12 protein-coding genes and 3 pseudogenes are annotated in these 23534 nt (G+C 70.2%); 8 read left to right on the forward strand and 7 right to left on the reverse strand.

What is annotated here, in order from left to right:
- Positions 1 to 420: 420 nt before the first annotated feature.
- Together ACZ43N_RS12860 and ACZ43N_RS12865 are read right to left on the reverse strand one after the other, a co-directional pair.
- A complete protein-coding gene (locus ACZ43N_RS12860; RefSeq protein WP_468097169.1) occupies positions 421 to 792 on the reverse strand; it encodes a VOC family protein in 372 nt (123 codons plus the stop codon).
- Positions 793 to 1004: 212 nt separating this feature from the next.
- The gene (locus ACZ43N_RS12865) at positions 1005 to 2183 is read right to left on the reverse strand and encodes an alpha/beta fold hydrolase (protein WP_468097171.1); all 1179 of its coding nucleotides are present in this window, start codon (positions 2181 to 2183) and stop codon (positions 1005 to 1007) included.
- A 711-nt stretch (positions 2184 to 2894) separates the two neighbouring features.
- On the opposite strand from ACZ43N_RS12865, the gene ACZ43N_RS12870 reads away from it, so the two are divergent.
- The 3 genes and pseudogenes from ACZ43N_RS12870 (at position 2895) to ACZ43N_RS12880 (ending at position 8020) form a co-directional block, all read left to right on the forward strand.
- A complete protein-coding gene (locus ACZ43N_RS12870; RefSeq protein WP_468097173.1) occupies positions 2895 to 3647 on the forward strand; it encodes a hypothetical protein in 753 nt (250 codons plus the stop codon).
- A complete protein-coding gene (locus tag ACZ43N_RS12875) occupies positions 3647 to 5881 on the forward strand; it encodes a bifunctional serine/threonine-protein kinase/ABC transporter substrate-binding protein (protein WP_468097174.1) in 2235 nt (744 codons plus the stop codon). Before ACZ43N_RS12870 ends, ACZ43N_RS12875 begins: the two co-directional genes overlap by 1 nt.
- Positions 5881 to 8020, forward strand: a pseudogene (locus tag ACZ43N_RS12880) (bifunctional serine/threonine-protein kinase/ABC transporter substrate-binding protein). Before ACZ43N_RS12875 ends, ACZ43N_RS12880 begins: the two are co-directional and overlap by 1 nt.
- Positions 8021 to 8030: 10 nt before the next feature.
- Here ACZ43N_RS12880 and ACZ43N_RS12885 read toward each other — a convergent pair.
- Complete coding sequence (locus ACZ43N_RS12885; protein WP_468097175.1) at positions 8031 to 10895, reverse strand: ATP-binding protein; 2865 nt, start codon at positions 10893 to 10895, stop codon at positions 8031 to 8033.
- Between the two features lie 202 nt (positions 10896 to 11097).
- Positions 11098 to 11802 carry a type 1 glutamine amidotransferase domain-containing protein gene (locus tag ACZ43N_RS12890; RefSeq protein WP_468097176.1) on the reverse strand — a complete coding sequence of 235 codons (705 nt, stop codon included), beginning with the start codon at positions 11800 to 11802 and terminating at the stop codon, positions 11098 to 11100.
- A 99-nt stretch (positions 11803 to 11901) separates the two neighbouring features.
- Between ACZ43N_RS12890 and ACZ43N_RS12895 the strand changes: the two genes are divergently transcribed.
- The 4 genes from ACZ43N_RS12895 to ACZ43N_RS12910 all read left to right on the forward strand — a co-directional run bounded on the left by ACZ43N_RS12895 (position 11902) and on the right by ACZ43N_RS12910 (position 18599).
- Positions 11902 to 12810 carry a LysR family transcriptional regulator gene (locus ACZ43N_RS12895; RefSeq protein WP_468097178.1) on the forward strand — a complete coding sequence of 303 codons (909 nt, stop codon included), beginning with the start codon at positions 11902 to 11904 and terminating at the stop codon, positions 12808 to 12810.
- Between the two features lie 479 nt (positions 12811 to 13289).
- Complete coding sequence (locus ACZ43N_RS12900; protein WP_468097179.1) at positions 13290 to 16082, forward strand: response regulator; 2793 nt, start codon at positions 13290 to 13292, stop codon at positions 16080 to 16082.
- A gap of 47 nt (positions 16083 to 16129) precedes the next feature.
- The gene (locus ACZ43N_RS12905) at positions 16130 to 17662 is read left to right on the forward strand and encodes a diguanylate cyclase domain-containing protein (protein ID WP_468097181.1); all 1533 of its coding nucleotides are present in this window, start codon (positions 16130 to 16132) and stop codon (positions 17660 to 17662) included.
- A gap of 427 nt (positions 17663 to 18089) precedes the next feature.
- Positions 18090 to 18599 (forward strand): DUF2690 domain-containing protein, encoded by a 510-nt coding sequence (locus tag ACZ43N_RS12910; RefSeq protein WP_468097182.1) that lies wholly within the window; start codon positions 18090 to 18092, stop codon positions 18597 to 18599.
- A 265-nt stretch (positions 18600 to 18864) separates the two neighbouring features.
- Here the strand turns inward: ACZ43N_RS12910 and ACZ43N_RS12915 are convergent, their stop codons facing one another.
- Positions 18865 to 19437, reverse strand: coding sequence for a hypothetical protein (locus ACZ43N_RS12915; protein ID WP_468097184.1), 573 nt, complete (start codon positions 19435 to 19437; stop codon positions 18865 to 18867).
- Positions 19438 to 19854: 417 nt separating this feature from the next.
- Here ACZ43N_RS12915 and ACZ43N_RS12920 point away from each other — a divergent pair.
- Positions 19855 to 19994: pseudogene (locus tag ACZ43N_RS12920) on the forward strand (IS5 family transposase); the annotation flags it as partial.
- A 270-nt stretch (positions 19995 to 20264) separates the two neighbouring features.
- On the opposite strand, the pseudogene ACZ43N_RS12925 reads toward ACZ43N_RS12920, so the two are convergent.
- Together ACZ43N_RS12925 and ligA are read right to left on the reverse strand one after the other, a co-directional pair.
- A pseudogene (locus ACZ43N_RS12925) lies at positions 20265 to 20917 on the reverse strand (class I SAM-dependent methyltransferase).
- A 146-nt stretch (positions 20918 to 21063) separates the two neighbouring features.
- Positions 21064 to 23139 carry an NAD-dependent DNA ligase LigA gene (gene ligA / locus ACZ43N_RS12930; RefSeq protein WP_468097185.1) on the reverse strand — a complete coding sequence of 692 codons (2076 nt, stop codon included), beginning with the start codon at positions 23137 to 23139 and terminating at the stop codon, positions 21064 to 21066.
- Between the last annotated feature and the right edge of the window lie 395 nt (positions 23140 to 23534).

Below are 23534 nucleotides of genomic sequence, written 5' to 3' on the forward strand. Positions count from 1 at the left end.
GTCGGGAACGTGACCGGAGGACGCGTCCGCATGACATCACCGAGGGCAGCCGGCAGGACAGGGCCGGTCGGCCCTGTCCTGCCGGCCCACATGGCATTGCGGGCGGCGCCCGTCATCGAAGTCGTGGACGTGAGAGCGCGAACTCACTGCGCACCTCCGGTGCGAGGCAGAGCCGTGAGGTTGAAGAGCGAGCTGTTCGACGAACGCTCTGCCTTCCCCACCGGGCCCGCCACTGACGCTTGACACATGGGCAAGGCGATGTGTCCGTGGGCTGTCCTCACCGAGCTCCGCATTGGCCCCGCTCGCTCCGCCCACCTGCTTCGCACGCTGCGCGTACTGACGAACACCGACGCCACTACGGGCAATTGCTCTGCCCTGTACCGCGGGCAGGCACGGCCAGCACAGGCATCCCGAACAGCGTCACCGGGCCGGGATCGGCTGGGTGAGGTTCACCGGGTTGCCGTCGGGGTCCTGGATGTGCGCGACGCGCTGCCCCCACGGCATGTCGTTGGGGCCGCTGCGGACCGAGCCGCCCAGCGCGGTCACCCGGCCGAGCGTCTCGTCGACGTCCTCGACACCGATGCTGAGCAGGATCCGCGGTGCCGCCGGGCCGCTCCCCGGGTTTTCCTTGGCCACCAGCCCGAGGTCGGTGTCGCCGATGCGCAAGCCGAGGTAGAAGGCCGGGCCTTGCGCCGGTATCCGGAAGATCTCCTCGGCGCCGAACAGTTGCGTGTAGAAGCCGAGCAGGACGTCCTGGTCGGCTGTGATGATCACTGGCTGAATGGTGGACATAGCACTCCTGTCGAGAACGGTCGTGTCGCCGGGTAGACCGTGCGAGGACCGTGAACTCATCGGCAGAACCACCCCCACCGGACAGTGAACTCATCGGCAGAACCACTCCACCGGACGATGTACACCACAGACTGCCGCCCGCGACCAGCAAGAGCACCCCGAAACAAGGTCACACCACCCCTGCTGATCAGCCACTTCTCCATGGCGGAGCTTCAGTGTTCGAGTAGGGGCACAACAGCGGCGGCGAAATCCGCCGGCTCGGCGCTTGCACCCACGTGATTGCCGGGCATGTCGACCAGAGGTAGTCCCAGTCTGCCGGCGAGTGCTTCGGTGGCCCGGCGCGCCATCTGGTGATGGCTCAGCACGCCGGCACACAGCGTCACCGAAACCCGACAGGTGGCTTCTTGGTCGGGCACGTAGAAGACCGTGGGGCCGGCCATACGCCCCAGGAAGTAGCGGTTCCTGTCGAGTTCCTCCACGGGCAGCCCGGGCAGAGCGATGTGCGCGGGTGGCACCTGATCCGGGCCTGTGTGGTGGCCCGCGCCGCTGAGATCAAAAAACTCCTGCACCGCCCATTGGGGGTCCCTCTCCGCCGCTGCGAACGCTGCTGTAGCGCGGTCAGCCAGGTCCGCGTCATCCAGGAGGGACACCAGAGGCGGCTCATGCAAGACGGCCCGGCCGACCAAGTCGGGATGTTGCCTGGCCAGCTCCAGCAGCGTCACGGCACCTCCACTGGTACCGACGAACAGCGCGGGGCCGCCGGTGAACCGGTCGACGAGTGCAGCAAGGTCCTCGGCCAGGACCTCCGGTGTGGGCGCGGCCATCCCCGGTACCGCGCGGCTGCCACCTGTGCCGCGCGGATCGTGGGTGACGACCCTGAACCGGCCTGCAAGCTCGTGCGCCAGCGCCGCGAAGCCGGCGCGCCCAGCCGGCGCGCCGACGAGGAACAGCAGTGGCCCCTCACCCTGGACGCTGAAGGCGATCGTGCAGTCCGGTCGGTCGAGCAGTTCCGGCGAACCCGTGATCCGATCGCTGTAGTCCGCGATCTTCCGGTTGATCACCTCGAGGGCACGGTCCAGTTCCTCGCGGCGATCCCGGACGCGACGGCGGTGCGCCGTGAGCAACTCCAGCCGGAAGGCCGCTGGATCGGTCACCTTGTCGTCAGCGCCGGTGAACTGCGCGATGTCGGCCAGTGGCATGCCCGTCTCACGCAGATGCACCAACATGCGGATCAACTCGACATCAGCCGTCGTGTACTGGCGACGGCTTGCGTGGTCACGCCGAGGAGACGGCACGATCCCCTGACGTTCGAAGTAGCGCAGCGTGTCGGGCGCCAGACCGATCCGCGCCGAGACCTCCGCGATACCGAACAGCTCATCTTCCTCATCCATGCCACAAGCCTCGGCGTTGGACCTCGGTACAGGTCAAGCGATCATCCGACGAACTCAATCAAAAACCTGTCCGGTCGGCGCATATGGACACGCGCTGACGTCTTGGGTGGCTCTTTGGGGGTGAGTGTCGAGAACGCCTGTCGCTCAGCGATGAGAACGCCCGGTTCCACGGGAGAGCGATGTCGCCGAGTTCTGAGAACGCCTCGGTGCTTGCCCCGGGACCATGGTCGTGCTCTGCACGACGAGGGGGCCCGGGTGCTGCGAAGTCCAAGGTCGCCTGTACGCGGCGGTCCGCTGTGACGCCGGGACGGGTATGGCGACGCGTGCGCTCGTGCGGAAGTACGCCATCGGCTTCGAGACCGCGCACAGAGCTCTCGCACCGGCGTTGCAGGGGCCGCGGAAGAAGATGAGGCCGCGGGCGACGCGCCTGGGCACCTGCCCGCGGATGCGGGGTCCTCGGCTGGTTCTGGCAACCACCGGCGTGGGGCGGCGCGGGTTGCGCGTTGTGGTCGGGCTCCGTGCCGCCGAATACGTGTATGGATACGTAGTTCTACCGAGGTCCGCTTCGTCCCGCCCGTCTAGGTTCGACGAGTTGGACGGATCGAACGGTGTCGAGGGGACCGAGTGACAGACAGGGCCCATGGAAGACGGGGTAGTTGGGTGATCCTGCTGGCTGCGGGGGTCTTGCTGGCCGGGTGTTCGGCGCGAGGGGTGGACACCGGGCCTTCCCGGCAGAGCGGTTCACCCTCGGCCGGCATCTCGGCCGGCGTCTCTGCGGGCGCGAGCGGTGCGGCGACACCGTCGAGCGTCTCGTCCGCCGGTTGGTCCGTCTTCACACCCGACCCCTCCCTCGTCCCCGAGTCCTCGACGGACGGGGCCCGTCTGGCCAAGTCCGTCGTGCTCGGGCCGGGCGACTGGGGCCAGGGCTTCGTCGCCCGGTCTCCGGCCGTGAGCACCCCGGGCACCTGGGCGGTGCTCGACAAGAGCTGCCGCTGGCAGCGTGAGAAGCTCCCGCGCGGGGTGCTGGCGAGCACATCACGCTACAGCCGGCTGCCGGGAGGGGCCGGCAGGAGCGAGGTCACGGTGACCGCCGTGGCCACCGTGCACGCCTCGGTCCTCGGCGCCGACGAACAGCTGAGCACGACGCTCGAGGAGGTGCTGCGCTGCCCCGAGCAGCGGCCCCGGTCGAACGAGCGGATCACAGGTCTGGCGTCGCTGGGCACCGCCTTCGGCGCCCGTGAGCAGAAGTACGCCGACGACTCCGTGCTCGAAGCGGGCAAGTTCGTCCAAGACGGGGGTGCAGCACAGCAGTACCTCTGGATGGTCGCCCGGATGGGCACCGTGGTCGTGGCCGTTTCCGTGACGGGCGGCGCCGGCCACACCGAGGAGGAGCTCCAGCAGTTGGGCAGTAGGGCCCTGGCTCAGATGCTGACGCGCATCCAGCAGCGGCTGGAGGTGAAGTGATGGAACCGCTGCGTATCGCCGACCCCGCCAAACTCGCGGGCCACCGGCTGCTCGGACGGCTCGGTGCGGGCGGCATGGGCGTGGTGTATCTGGCCCGCTCGGCCGGCGGGCACCTGGTCGCGCTGAAGGTGATCCAGGCCGAGTACGCCGAGGACGCCGCTTTCCGCGAGCGGTTCCGGCGGGAGGCGGAAGCCGCTCGGCGGGTGACCAGCCCGTGGGTGGCGCCCCTGGTGGACGCGGATCCCGAGGCGGCGCAGCCGTGGCTGGCCACCGCGTTCGTTCCCGGCCCCTCGCTCGGCGAGGCCGTCGCCGAGTACGGGCCGCTGCCCGTGCGGAGCCTGCGGATGCTGGGGGCACGGCTCGCCGAGGCACTGCGGGAGATCCATGCCGCCGGGCTCGTGCACCGCGACGTCAAGCCCGGCAATGTGCTGCTCGCGCTCGACGGCCCGCGGCTGATCGACTTCGGTATCGCCCGCGACCGCGAAGACACGGCGCTGACCTCGACGGGAGTCGTGGTCGGCACGCCCGGGTTCCTGCCCCCGGAGCAGGCGCGGGGTTCGGGGGCTCCCGGTCCGTCCGGTGACGTCTTCTCGCTGGGCTGTGTGCTGGCCTTCGCAGGCACCGGCCGGCCTCCGTTCGGTACCGGGGCGCTCGACGCGCTGCTCTACCGGACGGTCCACGACGCGCCGGACCTGGAGGGCGTTCCGGCGGATTTGGCCGGCGTGGTCGGCGGCTGTCTGGAGAAGGATCCGGAACGGCGACCCACCGCCGAGTCGCTGGTGGAAGCCCTCACGGCCGCCGCGCCCGCCGCCCCTGTCGACCCGCGGCAGGCCCTGATGGCCGTACCTCCTCCGGCGCGCGAGGGCGACGAGCCCGCTGGGGACGACGAGGCATGGCTCCCCGAACCGTTGGTCCGTCTGATCGCGGAGCGGTCGGCGGCGGGGCTCGCGCTGCCCGCCGCCGAGGACACGGCGGTGCCCGCCTCGGCGGTGGACAGCACGGCCGCGCAGGCCCCCGCCGCCGTGGACAGGCGCCGCCTCCTTCTCCTCTCCGCAGGCGCGGCGCTAGTCGCGGCCGTGGGCGGAGTGGGTTCCTGGGCTGCGCTGGGCCGAGACGGGGAGGACGGCAGCCCGGCCCCTGCGGCGAACGGGCCCGTGTACACCCTCGGGCTGCACGCCGATCTGACCGGTGATCAGAAGGCCGTCGGCCGGGCTCAGGAGCGCGGGCTTCGGCTCGCCGTCGACGAGTTCAACTCCCGTGCGGGCAAACCCTTCACGCTCGCCGTGAAGACAGTGGACGACGGCGGCGATCCGGCACGTGCGCCGGAGGCGGCGAAGAAGCTGGTCGCGGACCGTTCCGTGCTGGCCGTGATCGGACCCACCGCGGACGCGACCGCCCTCACCTCGCTGGCGACGTACGACGCCGCCTCGCTGCCCCTGCTCGCGGTATCGCCCGGCGCGACCGCGCTGACGGTGATGGGCAGCCGGTCCCTGCTGCACACCCGGGTCACGGACACGATCCTGCCGTTCTACCTCGACGCATATCTGCGGGGCACCGCGAAGTCGCGCACGGTCGGGCTCGTGGACGACCGGGCGGCGGACGCGTACGCGTGGGAGATCAGCAGCACCCTCGTCAACATCCTGCGCGATGCCCGGCACCCGGCCGTGCCGAAGGTGGTCAGCGCGCTGCGCACGGACTTCGGGCCGCCGCTGGACGCCCTGCTGGACGGGGGCGCGGACTCGGTGGTCTTCGCCGGTCACCACGACCGGGCCGCGCTGCTGGCCCGTGAGCTGACCGGCCGTGACTTCCCGGGGGCCCGGGCCGCCGCCCAAGGGGTGCTCGACGCGCGGTTCCTGTCCGCCGCCGGGGACGCGGCGGAGGGATGGGTGATCGTCGCCCCGGTGATGGACGCCTCCGTGGCGCCCGAGGCGAAGGCCTTCAGGGCCGCGTACCGCAAGCGTTACGGTGCGGAGCCGGAGCGGTACGCCGTCGAGACGTACGACGTGGCACGGTTCGCCGCGAAGACCCTCGGCGGACTGGGTGCCGGGCGCCGCAGCAGGCAGGAGCTGACGGCGGCGCTGCGCTCCGGGACGTACAGGGGAATCGCCCGGAACCTCGCGTTCGACAAGAAGACCGGAGCTCTTGTCGTCGACGGCAGCGGCGTCCACCTGTGGAAGGTCGGCGGCGGCCGGTTCGCCTACCAGGGTCCGGCGCCCTTTCAGGTGTCCACCTGATGGAGCCGTTGCGCGGCACCGATCCGGCCTGGATCGCGGGCCGCCGGCTGCTGCGGCGGCTGGGCGCGGGCGGCATGGGCGTGGTGTATCTGGCCCGCTCCCCCGGTGGCGCGCTCGCCGCGGTGAAGGTGATCCGGGCCACGTACGCGGACGACGCCGGGTTCCGGGCCCGCTTCCGCCGGGAGGTGGAGACGGCGGGCCGGGTCGTGAGCCCCTGGGTGGTGCCACTGCTCGACGCGGACCCGGATGCGGAATCCCCTTGGCTCGCCACCGCGTTCGTCCCGGGGCCGTCCCTCGCGGAGGCCGTCGAGGAATGCGGTCCGCTGCCGTACACGAGCGTCCGCGTCCTGGGGAGACGGCTCGCCGAGGCGCTGGACGCGGTGCACGGCGCGGGGCTGGTTCACCGGGACGTCAAACCCGGCAACGTCCTGCTCGCCGTCGACGGGCCCCGGATGATCGACTTCGGTATCGCCCGGACACCGGAGGACACCGCTCTCACCGCGAGCGGGATGGTGGTCGGCTCTCCCGGGTTCCTCTCGCCCGAGCAGGCGCAGGGCCGCGGCCGGGAGATCGGGCCGGCCAGTGACGTCTTCTCCCTCGGTTGTCTGCTGGCTTACGCCGTGACGGGCGAGCGTCCCTTCGGCCGGGGCTCCGCGGCCGAGGTGCTGGTGCGTACCGTCCACGACGAACCGGATCTGAGCACCGTGCCGGTGCCGTTGCTGCCGCTGTTGCGCGCGTGCCTGGCGAAGGAGCCCGGCTCCCGGCCCGCCGTGGCCGAGATACGGCAGGCACTGGACGGTGCGGGCGAGGGCTGGCTGCCCGAACCCGTGACCCGGCTCATCGCTCGCCGCTCGGCCGCCGTACTGGCGCTGCCGGCCGTCGAGGCCACCCGGATGTCCGGGGCCACGACGACAATGGACAAGGGGTACCGGGACCGGCCAGGGGTTCACACGGCGCCGTCTGCTGGCCCTGGGCTCGGTCGGCGGGGTGGTGGCGCTCGGCGGCACGGCGGCCTCCTGGTGGTCTGCCCGCGGCGGCAGGGACCCTGTCCGGAGGCGCGCGCGGCTGGTCGTCGCCCTGCAAGCCGACCTGAGCGGCAGCGGTCGTACGACCGGACGGGCCCAGGAGAACGGTGCACGGCTGGCCGTGGACCGTTTCAACTCCCGTACCGGACGCGATTTCGACCTCGCGCTCCAGGTGCACGACGACCGGGGCGGCGTGACCGGGGCGCGGCAGGTCGCCGGGCGGCTGGTCGCCGACGACCGGGTGCGCGCGGTGCTCGGGCCGACCACCGACGCCTGTACGCAGGCCACACTCGGGATCTACCAGAAGGCGCGCCTTGCGATGGTCACCGTGTCGGTCGGGCTCGACGACGTGTCTCCCAGGGCCTACCGGGTGTACGCGGCGACTCGCCCCGGCGACTCGGTGCTGGCTGCGGCGGTCGTCGCCCACCTCGTGCGGACCGCCGACGCGCGCAGGACGGTCATCATCGACGACGCGGCCGAGGGAGAGGTCAGTTGGCGGCTGTGCAAGGTTGTCGACGAGGCCATGCGTTCCGATCCGCGCAGCACGGTCCAGCGCACCCTCGCCGCCGGGGCCGACTCCGACGGGGCCTTCCGTTCGCTCGCCGAATCAGTGGTGGATGTGGGGGCGGACGCGGTGGTCTTCGGCGGTGGGTACGCGCGGGCCGCACGGCTGGCCCGCGTGCTGCGCTCCGCCGGCTACACCGGTGCGCGACTGGCCACCCAGCGCGCCCTCGATGCCCGCTTCCTCGGCTCGGCCGGCGAGGCCGCTGAGGGCTGGGTGTTCGCCACCGCCTTCTGCGACGCGACCCGGGAGAGGGCCGCGAAGTCGTTCGTCACCGCCTACCGTGCGCGCTTCGGCACCGCCCCGCCCTGGTATGCGGCCGAGGCCTACGACGCGACACTCTTCGTGGCTCGGGCCATGACGACTCTGGGGGCCTCGCGTGCCGAACGGGGGGCGATAGCCGCCCAGTTGCGCGAGACGGACTACCAGGGGATCACCAAACGGCTCCGTTACGACGCTTCCACCTACCGCTACACGGACGCGATGTACCTGTTCAAGGCCACCGGGGGCACCTTTCGCTGCCTCGGCGACTACCGGGACGCCACGGCCTGAACTCCCCCCGTCACACGCCCCCGCCCAGGGCTGCTCGGGTCACGAGGCCTGACAGCGCCGAGCGGGAGGTGACGGCGGTCTTGCGGTAGACGGCGGACAGATGGGTCTCGACGGTACGGCGGCTGAGGAACAGCTTCGTCGCGATGGCCTGGTTGCTCAGTCCTTCGGCGACGAGCTCGGCGATCTCCCTTTCGCGGGGGGTCAGTTCGTCGAGTTCCGTGGGCTTGCGTGGACGTTCCTCTGCCTGCGGGCGCACGAGTTCGGCGAGGTCGGTCAGGAGGCGCGCGCCGCCGGTGGCGGCAAGGCGGTGGCCCCGCTCCCAGAGAGTGACTGCTCGTGGGACGTCGCCCGCGGTCCTGGCCTGGGCCGATGCCAGCAGGAGGGAGTACGCCTCCCACAGTCCCGCGCCGGAGGGGGCGTACGCCTTCGCGGCCTGCTCGAAGAGGTCCGCCGCCACGCAGGGGGTGCCGCGGTGCTGGGCGAGTGCCGCCGTGGCACGCAGCGCGGCACCCCGTTGGCCGGGCAGCCCGATCCGGTCGGCTTCCGCCGCGGCCCGGTCCGCCCAGCAGGTGGCCCGCTCGAGGTCGCCGAGGGCGAGGGCGGTGCCGACGAGGGTTTCCAACTGGCCCGGGCGGACGGAGGGTTGCAGTCCGAGCAGGTCGGGACCGCCCGCTCCCAGGATGGAGGCCTGGGCACGGTGCGGGTCGCCGTTCACGAGGGCGGTGTGACCGAGTACGCACTTGGCCAGCGAGGCCCACCAGTGGCGGCTCGGCCCGGCCGTGGTCACGGCCTCTTCGGCCGTCCTCAGGGCCGTGGTGTCGCCCAGGGGGGCATGCAGGAGCAGGATCAACGACTTGAAGCACAGCGTGAAGGCCAGGAGGTCGGTGCTGCCGATGGCCCGTGCGACGGACTCCGCCTCCTCGGCCGACTCCAGGGCCGAGGGCAGCCGGCAGGTGTTGAGGTGGACGAAGGCCTTGCTGCTCAGCAGGTGGGGCAGGACGTGGATCTGCCCGCCGCGGCGGGCTATGTCCAGGCCTCGGTCGGCGTGGCGTTCCGCGTCGGCGTAGCGTTCCAGAAGGGCTTCGGCCCAGGCCAGCCACACCAGTGACCCGCACAGTTCCGTGAGGTCGGGGTCGGTCAGACTGTCCGCGAGTCCGGCCGCGGCGTCCGCGAGCCGGCGCGCCGTCGCCGTCTCCCCCTCGTACGCCTCGCCCAGTGCGGCCAGCGCCAGGGTGCCCAGCTCTCCCGTGAGGTCGCCGTGGGAGCGGGCCAGCGCGAGTGTCCGTTCGACGTCGTCGCGTACGTCGGGGTAGGAGACGGTGTTGAGGGCGGCCGTGCCCAGCGCGAGTCCCAGGGAGACGGCCTGGCCGGGTCCGGGGTCACGGAGCAGTTCGCGTTGGAGCAGGGCGAGGGCTTCCGGGGAGTGGCCGAGGTACCGTTCCATCATGGCGCACAGTGCTATCGCGTCGCCGCGCAGTGCCGCGTCGTCCGGTCGCGTGGTGTTGATCAGGGTGTGGAGCAGGTCCCGGCTCTCGCGGAGACTGCCGCCCATGGCGAGTGCTCTGGCGCGGGCGAGCGTCAACTCCCCACGCTGTCGGGCGTGGTCGGGCGTGTGGGGCATGAGCCGGAGGACGGCCGCGAGGAGGCCGGCGGCCGTCGCGGGGGCGGTGTGCGTGAACCGGGCGGCCGCCTCCGTCAGTACGGCCGCGGACGCCGGATCCCAGCCTACGAACGACCTCTCGGTGTGGTGGGCACGCTCCGCCACGGAGGCTCCTGCCGCGGCCAGTTCGTCCGCCGCCCGACGGTGGATCTCGGTACGACGGTGTACGGGGATGCTCTCGTAGATCAGTGCCCTCAGCAGCGGGTGGCGGAGGGTCCAGCCGCCGTCGGTGCGCGGGCGCAGCAGGTCGCGGTGGGTCAACTCGTGTGCGCAGTCGTAGAGTTCCCGGTCCGTGGCGTGCCCGGCCGTCAGGAGCAGCAGCGCGGGCGTGGCGTGGTCGCCGAGGACGGCGACCGCTTCGACGGTACGGCGCTGTGCCGGGGTCAATGGGGTCAGTTCGTCCAGGAGCAGGGATCTCAGGCTGCTCGGTACCCCGGCCGCGGCGACGTCGTAGGACCCGAGCGCTGTGCCCTGACGGTGGGCGTGCAGGAGGGAGAGGAGGTAGAGAGGATTGCCCTCGCCGGCGGTGTGGATCTCCCGCGCGGTGGCGGGTGGCAGGTCGGGGGCCAGCGCTTGGACCCAGTCCCGCTCCGGCAACGACCGCAGGGGCATCCGCAGTACGGTCCCGGTGTCGGCGCCGCGGGTGAGCGTGGCGGAGAGCGAGTGCGGGGTCTGGTGTTCCCGCCGCGCGGTGAGGAGGAGCCCTCGGCCGCGCACCGGGTGCCGAATGACATGGTCCAACAACTCCAGGGAGGCGGGATCCGCCCAGTGGAGGTCGTCCAGGGCCATCACCAGGCCGTTTCGTTCCGCCAGGCCGGCAAGCGTGTCCGCGACCGCCCTGTACAGGCCGAAGCGGTCCCGGCTGCTCCCGCCAGGCACGCCGTCGGCGCCGGTCAGCACCGGAGCCGCCGCCTCCGACACGGCGTTCGTGGCAAGGAGGGCGGGATCTGCGTCGGCGAAGGCATCCGTGAAGATCTGGAACGGGGTGTGCCGCTCGTACTCCGTCGCCCGCCCACGCAGCACGGTCAGCCCTGCCCGTCGTGCCCGTGCGCAGACCTCGCTCAGCAGTCTGCTCTTGCCCATGCCGGCGTCTGCGACGATGTCGACGACAGCGGGCACGCCGTCGCGGCCCAGGCCGCCCATCACCGAGTCGAGCCGTGCGAGTTCCTCGGCTCTGCCGACCAGCGTCGTCGCCGTCTCGTCCAACGCTGGCACCAGCACGTCTCCCTCTCCGCCTGCCCCGGGACGTCGAAAGACTGGCATGGAGCGGTGGATCACCGCTACTCGGACCAGGGACACAGTGTCCGACCCCGTTGGGACTCCAGACGATCAAGGAGGAGTTCGCGGAGTCCCTCCAACGGGCTGAATACCGGTGTCCGGGCTCCGCGTGAGTACCGTCCGGCTTCGCCTCACATTGTCAGGTGTTCTGCAGAGCGGCGAGGACCTCCTTGGCGGTCGTGACGCTGGACTGCGGATTCTGCCCGGTGATCAGATTGCCGTCGGTGACGACGGTGTCCGACCACGGCGCGCCGGTCTTGAAGTCCGCACCGCGCTCTGCGAGGCGGCTTTCGACCAGCCACGGGGCGGCGTCGCCGAGACCACCCTGCCGTTCTTCGTCGTTGGTGAAGCCGGTGATGCTGCGGCCTGCGAACAGGAAGGCACCGTCTTCCTTGCGGGCGCTGAGCAGCCCGGCCACGCCGTGGCAGAGTGCGGCAATGGTCTGCCCGCGCCCGTCGGCGTCGGCGAGCAGCCGGCCGAGTGCCGGGTGGTCAGCCAGGTCGACCATGGGGGCGTGGCCGCCGGGCAGGTAGATCGCGTCGTAGTCGGCAGCCTGGACCGTGTCCAGGTCCAGCGGCGTGCCGAGGTCGTCGGCGATCGACTCCAGGTAGGCGCGGAACACGGCCCCATCGGCCGGCTGCACGCCGCCGCGCTCGTCGAGCGAGATCGCGTCGACGGTCGGGCGGACGCCTCCGGGGGTGGCGATGTCCACCTGGTGACCGGCGTCCACCAGGACCTTGTGGGAGGCGGCGACCTCCTCGGCCCAGAAACCGGTGGGGTGGACCGTGCCGTCGGCCAGAGGAAGGCCGTCTGCAGCTGAGATGATCATCAGAATCTTCGCCATGGCGGGGTCTCTCTTTCTACGGGGACGCCACCCACTGTCCACAGAAATCCGTTTGCCGTCATCGGTCATCCATAAGAGAACTTATGTAGTGTGGCTTGCGTGACAGACCTCGATCTGCTGGCGAGTTTCCTGGAGGTCTACCGCCGGGGTTCGCTGACTGCCGCGGCGACTGCTCTTGGCATCTCTCAGCCCGCGGTCAGCGGGCAGCTGGCCCGGCTTGAGAGGCAACTGGGGGATGTGCTGTTCGAGCGTTCCCGGCGCGGGGCAGCGCCGACGGCTCGTGCGCACGAACTCGCCCGGCGGATCGCCGCGCCCCTGGATCAGCTGCGAGGGGTCCTGGCCGAGGACGCCGACGGGCAGGCCCTCCAGGGCACGGTCCGGCTGGCTGCGGCAGGCGAGTTCACCGCGGCCCGGCTGGTCCCGGCACTGGCCCCGTTGACCCGTGGGGGCCTGCAGCTGCGCATCGTGCTCGGCCACCCGGAGCCCTTGCTCGCCGCCCTGGCCGAGGGGTCTCTGGACCTGGTCGTGTCCTCGGTGCGGCCGTCGGCCGGACTTCGCGGGCTGGCGGCCATGCCGTTCGTGGATGAGGAGTTCGTCCTGGTGGGGACACCGACCGCGGCCCGCTCGGTCGATCACGAGTGGCTGGCCGAAGACCCGGTGGCAGCCCTTGCCCACCTGCCACTGGTGGCCTACGGCGAGGAGCTTCCCCTCATCCGCCGGTACTGGCGCAGCGAGTTCGGCCGTCGGCCGCCGAATCCGGTGTCGGTGGTGGTGCCCGACCTGCGGGCGGTGCTGGCCGCCGTGGTGGCCGACGCAGGCATCTCGGTGCTGCCCCGCTACCTGGCCGATCCCGCCTTGGGAACCGGCAGCCTGGAACTGCTGCACCACACGCAGGTACCGCCGTTGAACACCCTGTACCTGGTCACCCCATCCGGGCCCTGCACTCCCCCGGCGGCTCTCGTGCAGCGCCATCTGCTGCAGCACGCCGCCACCTGGGGACCTCTGTGACCCCAGCGATAGCCGTGGCCTACGACCGTCTTCGCCGGCGACGAACACGTCCCGTCCCGCCCGTCTCCCAGCGAGCCAGTGACATCGAACCTCGCTGACGGCGGACCCTTTCCCCTCGACGCTCGTAGGGGGTGGCGGAGGGCGAAACAGGCCCGGAAAGGCTGGGCCTGAAACGTTCACGTCGTCTGTCACAGGGTGGCCCGGTTCGTAGCCAAGCCGTTGGCGGCGGCTCGATTTGCGATCTTCGGTCGTTCGTTCTTCGCTGGAAGTGTCCGTTGGCACCCCGAGCCCGACGGGTTACTCTCCGTCACCGCCCTGCGGTCCGCGGGATGGGAAGCCTCAATGGGCCGTCGCGCGCCTCCCACCCGGTGCCGCGGTGCCGGTTGCGGTGACCGCTGCGTGGATGTGCGGTCTCGTGGTCCGCTGTGCCGCCTCCGCGACCGGTTTCCGCTGTCGCCATCACACGTGGAGGCAGACCTATGGGCCCCACCAACCCATCGAGCCCGTCGACGCAGTACGCGGCCGACGACGACGAACGGTTCCGGCTGCTCGTGAAGAACTCCCCGGACATGGTCTTCCGGCGGTCACTCGAAGGCGTCTTCCTGGAGGTCTCCGCAGCAGGAGCGGCGCTGCTGGGCCGACCGGCCGAGAGGATCGCCGGGACCTCCGCCAAGTCCTGGGTCCATTCGGGTGACGTGGAGGAATACGAGTGGGCGGAGCGGGATCTGCTCCGCGACGGCCGGGTGGTGGTGTGTCTGCGTCTGCGGCACGCCGACGGGTACTGGGTGTGGATCGAGGCGACGTCCTGGGTGGTGCGGGACGCCGCGGGCGAGCCGCTCGAAGTGCGCGGGTTCGTCCGCGAGGCGGAGGGCCAGCGGCGCCGGGAGGAAGCGCTGCGGCTGCTTCAGGACCAGGCGCGTTCGGTCATCGAGACCGCCCGGGACGCTTTCGTCTCCATCGACGAGGACGGTGTGGTCATCGACTGGAACCAGAGCGCCGAGACCCTCTTCGGGTTCACCCATCGCGAGGCGATGGGCCGTCCGCTGACGGAGACGATCATTCCCGAGCGGTACCGCGCCGCGCACAAGGCCGGTCTGCAGCGGGTCCTGACCGGAGGGGAGGCACACGTCCTCGGCCGCAGCATCGAACTCCAGGCCCTCCACCGGGACGGCCATGAGTTTCCCGTCGAACTGCAGGTGTGGCGGATGAAGTCGGCGAAGGCGCGCTGCTTCAACGCCTTCATCCACGACGTCACCGAGCGCAAGCAGGCCGAGGCCGCCCTTGCCGAGGCCCGCGATCAGGCGATCGCCGCGTCGCAGGCGAAGTCACAGTTCGTCGCCTCCATGAGTCATGAGATCCGTACCCCCATGAACGGCGTCATCGGACTGAGCAACCTGCTGCTGGGCACCGACCTGGACACCGAGCAGCGCCGCTACGTGGCAGGCATCCAGGCCGCAGGCTCGGCCCTGCTGTCACTGATCAACGACATCCTCGACTTCTCCAAACTGGAGGCGGGCAAGCTGGAACTGGACGAGGTCGCCTTCAGCCCGCAGCTACTGGCGGAGGAGGTCATCTCGCTGGTGGCGCAGACCCCCCAGGCCCAGGGCCTGGAGCTGCTCAGTGACTGCGACCCGGAGCTGCCCCCCATCATGCTCGGCGACGCGGGCCGCCTGCGGCAGATCCTGCTCAATCTCGCGTCCAACGCGGTGAAGTTCACAGAGGCGGGCGAGGTGGTTCTGCGCGCCCGCCCCGATCGCGACCCGGCCTCCGCGACGAGCGGACCGTGGCTGCGCCTGGAGGTGGCCGACACCGGCATCGGCATCGCCGAGGCCGATCAGCAGCGGATGTTCGACGCCTTCTCCCAGGCGGACACCTCCACCACCCGCCGCTACGGAGGCACCGGCCTGGGCCTGGCCATCTGCCGCCGGCTCACCGAGGCCATGGGCGGCTCCATCGGCGTCACCAGCCGACGCGGCGAGGGCAGCACGTTCTGGTTCACCGTGCCGCTGCGAACACCCGACGCTCCCCGGCAACAACCGCCCCCCGTCCAGCCCGTCGTCCTGCGTGGACTGCGGGCGCTGGTCGTCGACGACAACGACACCAACCGGCTGATCCTCGACACCCAGCTGCGCAGATGGCACATGCAGCCCACCACGGCCGCCGGCGGCCCCCAGGCCCTGGTGGCCCTGCACGAGGCAGCAGCCGCAGGCCGTCCCTTCGACCTGGCCCTGCTCGACATGCAGATGCCCGACATGGATGGCCTCGAACTCGCCCGCCGGATCACCACCGACCAGGAACTCAGCCGGGTACGGCTGCTGATGCTCAGCTCCGGCACGCCGCTGTCCGCCGCCGAACTGACCGCGGCCGGAATCACCCGTAGCCTGCCCAAGCCCGTCCAGCAGTCCCAGCTCATGGACGCCCTCGTCGAACTCGTCACCCACAGGCCCTCGGCGGCCGCTCCCGCGCCGCCCCCTCCCCCGCCCCCACGCACTCACCGCGGGCATCTGCTCCTCGTGGAGGACAACGACATCAACCAGCTGGTGGCGCACAGCATCCTCACCAGGCTCGGCTACAGCGCCGACACCGCCGCCGACGGCATCCAGGCACTGCAACTGACCGAGGAGCACATGGACCACCCGTACCAGGCCGTGTTGATGGACTGCCAGATGCCCCGGATGGACGGCTACACCGCCACCCAGGAGCTACGCCGCCGGGAGAGAGGAAGCGGCCGTCACCTGCCGGTGATCGCCATGACCGCCGGCGCCATGGCCGAGGACCGCGACCGCTGTCTGGCCGCGGGCATGGACGACTACATCTCCAAACCCGTCAGCGCCGACGAACTGGAACAAACACTCGCCCGCTGGGCACACCCCACCCACCCTCACAGGGACAGCGAAGACGTGCGCGCCTCCATCGAGCAGCGGCTGAACGAACTGCGCGGCAACGGCTCCCCGGCCGAGGACGAACTGGTGGACCGGCTGGTGGACCACTTCTTCACCCGCGTCCCCGAAATGACCAGCGCCCTCTTCCACGCCCTGGACCGCCACGACACCCAGCGGATCGCCGAGCTGGCCCACCGCCTCAGAGGCGCCGCCGGGAACATGGGAGCCCACAGACTGGCGGCCTGCTGCCAGGAACTCGAACAGCACGCCGGCGTCGGCGTGCCCGCCCCGCTGGCCGAGATCGCGCCCCGCCTCCAGGACGAGCTGGATCGCACCTGCCGCACCCTCGCAACGCTGCGCTCCCGCCCCTCCGGCCGCACACCCGCATGAGGCTCACCCGGATATCGCCTCCTGGCGGAAGCGGACAAGGAGAGCCTGTGAGCAAGGCCCACCTCCGCCCCTCGACCCGCCGTGACAGGGCGGCCTGGGCGTATGCGGCAGCAGGGACGGCGGTGATCGTCACCTATCTGGTCTCCTCCTCTCCGGCCCAGTACATGATGGGCGCGCTGGTCGCGGCCTCCGTCGTCCCGGCGATCGCGGTCGGAGTGGCCAGGCACAGGCCGCCCTCCGTCCTTCCCTGGTGCCTGTTCGCCGCAGGGATGGCGCCCTTCGCGGCAGCGGACACCATCTGGGGCCTGTACCAGGTTCACGGCGAGGAGGTTCCGTTCCCGGGCGTCGCTGACATCCTCTATCTGGGCAGTTACATGCTGTTCACCGCCGGCCTGGTGACCCTGGCCCGGCAGCAGACCGGCCGTCTGCACTGGGCGGGCCTGCTGGACGCGGGAATCGTCACACTGGGGTTCGCCACGCTGTCCTGGGCGTTCATCATCGCTCCCTATCTGCGCAGCGAGATGTCCGCATGGACGCTCGCGCTGTCCATCGCCTACCCCGCAACCGATCTCGTACTGCTGTCCGTGGCCGCGCGACTGATGCTCACCACCGGCACGCGCACCCCGTCGTTCCTGCTGTGCATCGGATGGCTGGTCGTCCTCCTCGCCGCCGACGGCTACTACTACGGAACCCAGGCGACGAACGGCACCATGATCGCGGAGGACGCGGCCGAAGTGGCCTGGATGGTCTCCTCCCTCCTGCTCGGGACGGCGGCACTGCACTCGTCCGTCGCCCGGCCCCCACGGCCGGCCGCCGACCAGGAACACCTTCCCCCCAGACGGCTCTCGATCCTGATCGCACTGATCCTGATAGGGCCCTTGATCGTGTTGGCCAACGTCCAGGGCATCCGCGACCAGCCCGGGGACGTCGCCGTGATCGTCGGCATGATGGCCAGCCTCTCGCTGCTGCTGGTCCTGCGGGTAGCGTTCCTTGCCCAGTACGCCCAGAGCAGGGCTATCGCCCTGGCCGCCTCGCTGAAGGAACAAGCAGAGCTCCAGAAACAGCTCAGCTATCAGGCCACGCACGACCCCCTGACGGGCCTGGCCAACCGCGCTCTGCTGAACGAGCACCTGGAGTCCACCCTCAGCCAGTGCTCCGCCCTCTCCCCGGCCGGGCTGCTGATACTCGACCTCGACGGCTTCAAGCACGTCAACGACACACTGGGCCACCCAGCAGGCGATGAACTGCTGATCGACGTCGCAGGACGGCTGACGAGCAGAATCCGCGACCAGGACACGGTGGCCAGGCTCGGCGGCGACGAGTTCGCACTCCTTGTGCAAGGCGTGGACCTGAGCACCATGCACGACTACACCGCACGGATCCTCGACGCCTTCCGCGACCCCTTCCTCCTCGCCCACGGCGATTCCGTCGACGTCACCACCAGTATCGGAGCACGCGCCATCACCCGGCCCACCACACCCGCACAAGCCCTACGCGATGCCGACACCGCCCTGTACAGGGCCAAAACGGCAGGCAAGAACCAAGCCGCGTTCTACCAACCCCCACACCAGCCCCCCTGACCGAACCGCGACAGACCAAGGACTGTCACCAGGGTGCCGGGCGATGCTCCGTAGCCGTCTGTCCGGAGGAGCAGCGCCACCTCGGGCGGGTGCCGACCACGTCCGACTTGTAGAGCTGCTGGTCGAAGGCCGGTGGTCGGCCTCCTCGGCTGCCGCACCGGAAGCGGTTGCGGACCTGGTCGGCCCTCCGGTGGTCAGTCCGGTCGGCGGAGCGGTCCCCAGCGTCGTACGCAGACATCCCTTTTGTCAGGAGGCCAGTAGTCAGGAAATGCGCATGATCGGTGCAGCGGCCGTCATGGCCGCAGGCCCCCATCAGCGGCTTTCGGCCCTGCCCGAAAGGGCGGGCGGATGTGCCTCGCGGGTCGGCAAGCTTGGGTGCAGAACTGAACCGAAGCAAAAACGCAACGATCAGAAAGGGTGCACACGGGTGCTCAAGCTGAACAGCGGCGGTCGCCGCAAGACGCTGCCGATGGCGTTCGCCGCTGCCGCCTGCGCGACAGTCCTCACGCTGCAGGGCGCCTCCGCCGCCCACGCCGCCAGCCCTTATGACGGCGCGGACCCGGCCGCCACAGGCTGCTCCTCGAACGCCAAGACTCTCGCCTCCGCGCCTCTCTATCTGCCCAACACGACCAGTCAGGTCGGCACCATCGAGATGCGCTACAGCAACACCTGCCTGACCCAATGGATCCGCGTCCACTCCAACGTCACCAGTTGCAGCGGTGACCCCTGCCGCAACAAGGCGGAGATCACCCGCCCCGCCGGCGTGGACGGCCCGGCCCTGACAGTGGGCCGCGGCAACGTGGCCGCAGGCGAGCCCTATCAGTGGAGCCTGATGGTCTACACCCCCAACACCCGCTCCTGCGGGACCGGCAACGCCGACACAGGCGGCAACACGGCCTACCCATACGGGGAGTGGGGACGCCAGATCTGCGGCTGAGCCTCGGCAGAACCACGGATCACCAAGGAATCCCGGGCCATCGGGTGGCTGGGGGCTCGCTTCGGCGGTGGGGACGCTCAGCAGCCGTGGTCATCTGGCTTCGGACCTGACGATCCGGGGCGCAGGTCGAGACCGCTCTCGGCCTGCCGCTGTCGCCCACACGGCGCCGGGCGTTCGTTCCTGTCCAAGACCTCGGCGTCGGTTGCCCCGAGCTCACTCGGCCCGCAACTGTTGACGTTCGCCCAACGATGTCCGCACCTGTCGTCTAGCGCTGTTGCCTGCTCTCAAGCCAAACGCTGACTTCACGTCGGAACTCCCGGTCTTCGTCCTTCCTGGCGAGCCACTCCAACTCCCACTTCAACTCGCGCAGGACCCCTGGAGAGCCGGCGGGATCACGCACCGCGTACACGGCCGCACCCGTTTCGTACGTGTCGGCCAGGAGCCAGACGCTGTTGTCCAGGGCCAGCATGGCGAAGCCGGGGTGGCCGGCGCGGACGCCGAGGAACGTCGCCGCGCCGGTCCCCATGATGTCCCACCGTTCCAGCAGGCGGACCCGGTGCCAGACGTGCATCGTGCGTCGTCGGCGGTCTTCCTCGGCGGTCCAGGTTCCCCTGGGCAACATGAGGAGGAATTCGCGATTCTCGTCGATCAGGCCGGAGGACGTCGCGAGGTCGTACCAGGCCTTGTTGAGCCGCTCCACGAATCGCGGATCGTCGTACTCGACCAGGCAGAACCCGAAGACCCGCTCTCGTTCGTACCCCAGGACATGCGGTATCGCCGAGCCCGGGACCGCGTCGGGTATCACCTCGAGCCCGGCTCGCAGCAGCGGTCTGATCACCTTGCGGTACCTCTCCTGCCGGCCCAACCCGTCCCCCCTGCCCCACGACCTGCTTGGCTTAATCCTGCCGCATTCAGCCCATGGCCAAGATCGCCCGGACAAGTCCTAGCCGTCCCGCCAGCCCCCACACCTCAGATCATCCAGGCGCACGCACCTCACGGCCAGGGATCAAAAACACCTTAAGAGGTCGTTTTCATCTATGGTTCCCGTTTATCAGGCGATTTTTTTGTGCGGTAAATGACGGTACGGGCGAGGTCACGAGGCGGTCGATGCCAGCGAGTCGTGGGAGGTTACGGAGGGGGCGGAAGGGCCCGTAATCCTGTCTCATCCCAGGATGCCCGGTCTTCGAGGCTATGTACTTCGACCGCCGTTGGCGTTCGCCTGGGCGCACTGGGTTCGCGGCAGTACTCCGGAAGCATGTCGAAGCGACACCCGTATCCGAGTGATCTGTCCGATGCCCGCTGGGAGTTGATCGAAGCCGGTCCTGGCGGCCTGGCGTTTCGAGCGCCGCGGCCGAGCCCTGGTCTTCGGCCGGCCGCCGGAACACGACCTGTTCGAGGCGATCCCCGCTCAGCACCACAGCGAGCGCTCTGCACGGGAACTGCGCGACATCGTGGCCGGCTGCGAACGACGTCTTCCGCGGGCGGGCGGGTCGGCCCGCCGCGGTGACGGCAGCCACCCTCCCGGGCCCACTGCCCTCGCCGATGGTGCCTGCGGCTTGGTTCATCAGCCGGGCGCGGCCGTCGATGCGGCCGGTGTACAGCACCGGTCCGCGCCGCTTGCCGACCAGCACGACGTCAGATCGCGGTCCCAGCAACAAGCCCCCCTCAGGCCCTTTCGGGCTTGCGGGCCAGCAGGCAGGCATGCGGTCTCCTGACCCGTCCGCCGGGCTCCTGCTCCAGCCTCGCGGTGACGGCGAGCCCGGCCTGCTCCATCAGGCCGACCATGCGGTCCAAAGGCAGAAGGTACGACTCGTAGGACACGGGATGGCCATAGCCCCGGGTCGGTTGCAGCCGTTCATCGCCGACATGGTTTCCCCAGAGCAGATAGCCGCCGGGCGCGAGCGTGCGGTGGAACTCGGCGAACACGGCCGGCAGCCACTGCGGAGGCGTGTGGTGGGTGGAGTACCAGGCCAGGATGCCGCCGAGCTCGTCGTCCGTCGTCTTCAGCGCGGTCATCGAACCCGCGGTGAACCGCAGGTCCGGATAGGCGTGCCGGGCCAGCCCGATCATCTTCGGCGACAGATCGACGCCGAATGCGGACACCCCATCCCGGCCAGGTACGCCGTCAGGCGGCCGGGGCCACATCCCAGGTCCGCGACCAGCCCCAGACCGGCGGTCCGCACGAGTTCGGCGAACCCCGCCAGCATCGCGCGTGACAGCGGGTCCAACTCGGCTGGAGGCGGGACGCGTTCGACATAAGCGGCGGCGACCGTGTCGTACGACTCGCGGACGGCGGTCAGAAAGGAGGGCTCAGCCATGCGGGCGACCCTAGACCAGGGAACTGACAGGCCGTGTCCCGCACGAGGGGTCGGAAGATGGTGCACGACGTACAAGCACGGCGACGCGGCGTCCAGTCACCCACACTGACATGCCGATGGCTCCCGAACTTCCTATCGCCATGACATCAAGCGAGATAGTCCACAAGCTCGATGGCGAACTCGTCGGGTGTGGCCAGGCGGATGCCAAGCTCTTCGGCCTTGGCCCGCTTGGATCCGGCGTTCAGGCCGGCAACCACCAGGGTGGTCTTCTTCGACACGCTGGAGGAGGAGCGCCCTCCAGCTCGTTCGATCAGCTCGTTCATCTCGTTGCGGCTGAGCTTCTCCAGCGGACCGGACATGGCGCCGGTGACCACCACGGTCATGCCCGTAAGGGGGCCGCCTGGAGTCTCCTCGCTCGCGTTGTCGGTGCCGGTGGGGCTGGGCGGCGTGGCGCCGGGCTCCGTCATGTTCACCCCGGCGGAGGCGAGTTTGTCGATGAGCGGAGCGAGTTCGGCCAGCTCGGCGACGATGGAAGGGGCCTTCTCGGTGCCGATGCCCTCGACCTGTTGCACGGCCGTGGCGTCGGCGGCGCGGATGTTGTCCATGGTGGCGAAGTGCCGCGCGATGCGTCGTGACATCGACCGGCCGGTGCCGCGTACGCCGAGCGCGCACAACACGCGGGACAGTGGCTGCCCCTTGGCAGTGCTGATCGCGGTGAGGAGGTTGTCGGTGCTGGTCTCCCCCATGCGCTCCAGGCCCAGCAGTTGCTCGCGGGTGAGGGTGAACAGGTCGGCGAGATCAGCGACCAGACCCGCCTTGACGAGTTGGATGGCACGCGTGGCGCCGAGGCCCTCGATGTCGAGTTGGTCGCGGCCCGCGGCGTAGGTGAGGGATGCGACCAGGTGGCAGTTGCGGCCCTGCTCGCAGCGCCAGCGCTCCTGGCTGCTGTCGATGCCGGACCCACAGCGCGGGCACATCTCGGGAAAGACGATCGGCTGCTCCTCCCCGGTGCGCAGGTGGGCGACGGGGGCTTCGATCCGCGGTATCACGTCTCCGGCACGGTGGACCATGACATGGTCGCCCAAACGGAGGTCGCGGCGAGTGATGTCGGCGGGGTTGTGCAGCGTGGCGTAGGTGATCGTGGCGCCGTCGATCTCGACCGGCTCAAGCACGCCGCGCGGGGCGATGATGCCCGTGCGGCCCACGTTCCACTCCACCCCCAGCAGCCGGGTGATCTTCTCCACGGCCGGGAGCTTGTAGGCGATCGCCCATCGGGGAGCCCGCGACCCGGATCCGGCCCTGTGCCGGTCGGCGGCCAGGTCGGCCTTGATGACGATCCCGTCGATCCCGAACGGCAACTGCGCCCGCAGCGCCGCGATCTCCTGGACCCGGTTCAGCACCTGCTCACTGCTGTGGGCCACTCTGCCGGGGACCGCAGTCGAGGCGGTGGTGTTCATCCCGAGGTCGGCGGTCAGGGTCATCAGATCGGTGTGGGCGAGTTCGCTCAGCCGTGTGACGAGGGCGGTATCGGTGTCGGGCAGGGGCAGCAGGCCGTAGCCGAAGAACGTCATGGGCACCGTGTAGGTGCGCTCTTTGGCGCGCAGCGTGCCCGCGGCCGCGTTGCGGGGATTGGCGAAGGGCTGTCCTCCGTGCGCGGTGCGGACCTCATTGGCGTGCTCGAACTGGGCTGTGGTCATGAGGACTTCGCCTCGCACCTCGACGCTGACCGGTTCGGACAGTGTCTCGGGCAGGCCCTCGATGGTGCCTACCGCGTGCGAGACGTCCTCCCCCGCCGTCCCGTCCCCCCGGGTGATCAGCTGTGTGAGGCGGCCGCGGGTATAGCGGGCGGCGATCGCCAGGCCGTCCAGCTTCGGCTCCACGCTCCACTGAGCCACCTCGTGGCCGACACGCCGGGCCAAGGACGCCGCCCACGCGGTGAACTCCTCCGTGGAGAACACGTTGTCGAGGCTCAGCATCGGCACGGTGTGCGGCACGTCGCCCTCGACGGCGCCGCCAGCGACCTTCCCGGTCGGCGAGTCCAACAGCACCTGGTCGGGATGATCGCCCTCCCACGCGGTGATGCTCCGTATCAGCCGGTCGTAGGTGTCGTCGTCCAGCGGCGAGGTGCCGCCCGCGTAGTAGGCGGCTGCAGCCTTCACCGCGTCCTCGACCGCCTTCGCGTAGGCGGCGGAATCCATGATCTGTGCAACAGGAGTCGTCATGGCCGTCATCCTGCCTGCCACCACTGACAACGGGACTCGGGACGTCGGCGGCGTGGGGGCTCAGTGCGGTCGTGAACCCGAACCTCACAGGGGGACCTCGCTCGGGCTTCTCGCCACCAGCACACCTGGGGTGGGGTGAAGTAGGGCTTGCGGGCTTGCAGGCCTTGCTACGACGGGGTTCTGTGCCTTGCTGCCGCTCGTGGAAGCCGTCGGTCGGCAGCAGACAGCGGCGCCTGACGGATGCGCGACGCCCTCAGCGAGGCCGGGCAGCGCCCTCATCCCTGTACGCGTCACTCTCGACGCCGCACCTCCCCGCGTTCGATCAAGGAGGAGGCCCACGACACCGGCTGTCACCAGCACAACCGCTCGGCCAGGTGCCGAGCACATGGCACGCA

This window comes from Streptomyces sp. NPDC030814, assembly GCF_055572155.1.

Bases quoted from the DNA above. Each gene is read 5' to 3' on its own strand.
- ACZ43N_RS12900 (WP_468097179.1), top strand. From the start codon at position 13,290: ATGGGCCCCACCAACCCATCGAGCCCGTCGACGCAGTACGCGGCCGAC.
- ligA (WP_468097185.1), bottom strand. From the start codon at position 23,139: ATGACGACTCCTGTTGCACAGATCATGGATTCCGCCGCCTACGCGAAG.
- ACZ43N_RS12890 (WP_468097176.1), bottom strand. From the start codon at position 11,802: ATGGCGAAGATTCTGATGATCATCTCAGCTGCAGACGGCCTTCCTCTG.
- ACZ43N_RS12875 (WP_468097174.1), top strand. From the start codon at position 3,647: ATGGAACCGCTGCGTATCGCCGACCCCGCCAAACTCGCGGGCCACCGG.
- ACZ43N_RS12860 (WP_468097169.1), bottom strand. From the start codon at position 792: ATGTCCACCATTCAGCCAGTGATCATCACAGCCGACCAGGACGTCCTG.
- ACZ43N_RS12865 (WP_468097171.1), bottom strand. From the start codon at position 2,183: ATGGATGAGGAAGATGAGCTGTTCGGTATCGCGGAGGTCTCGGCGCGG.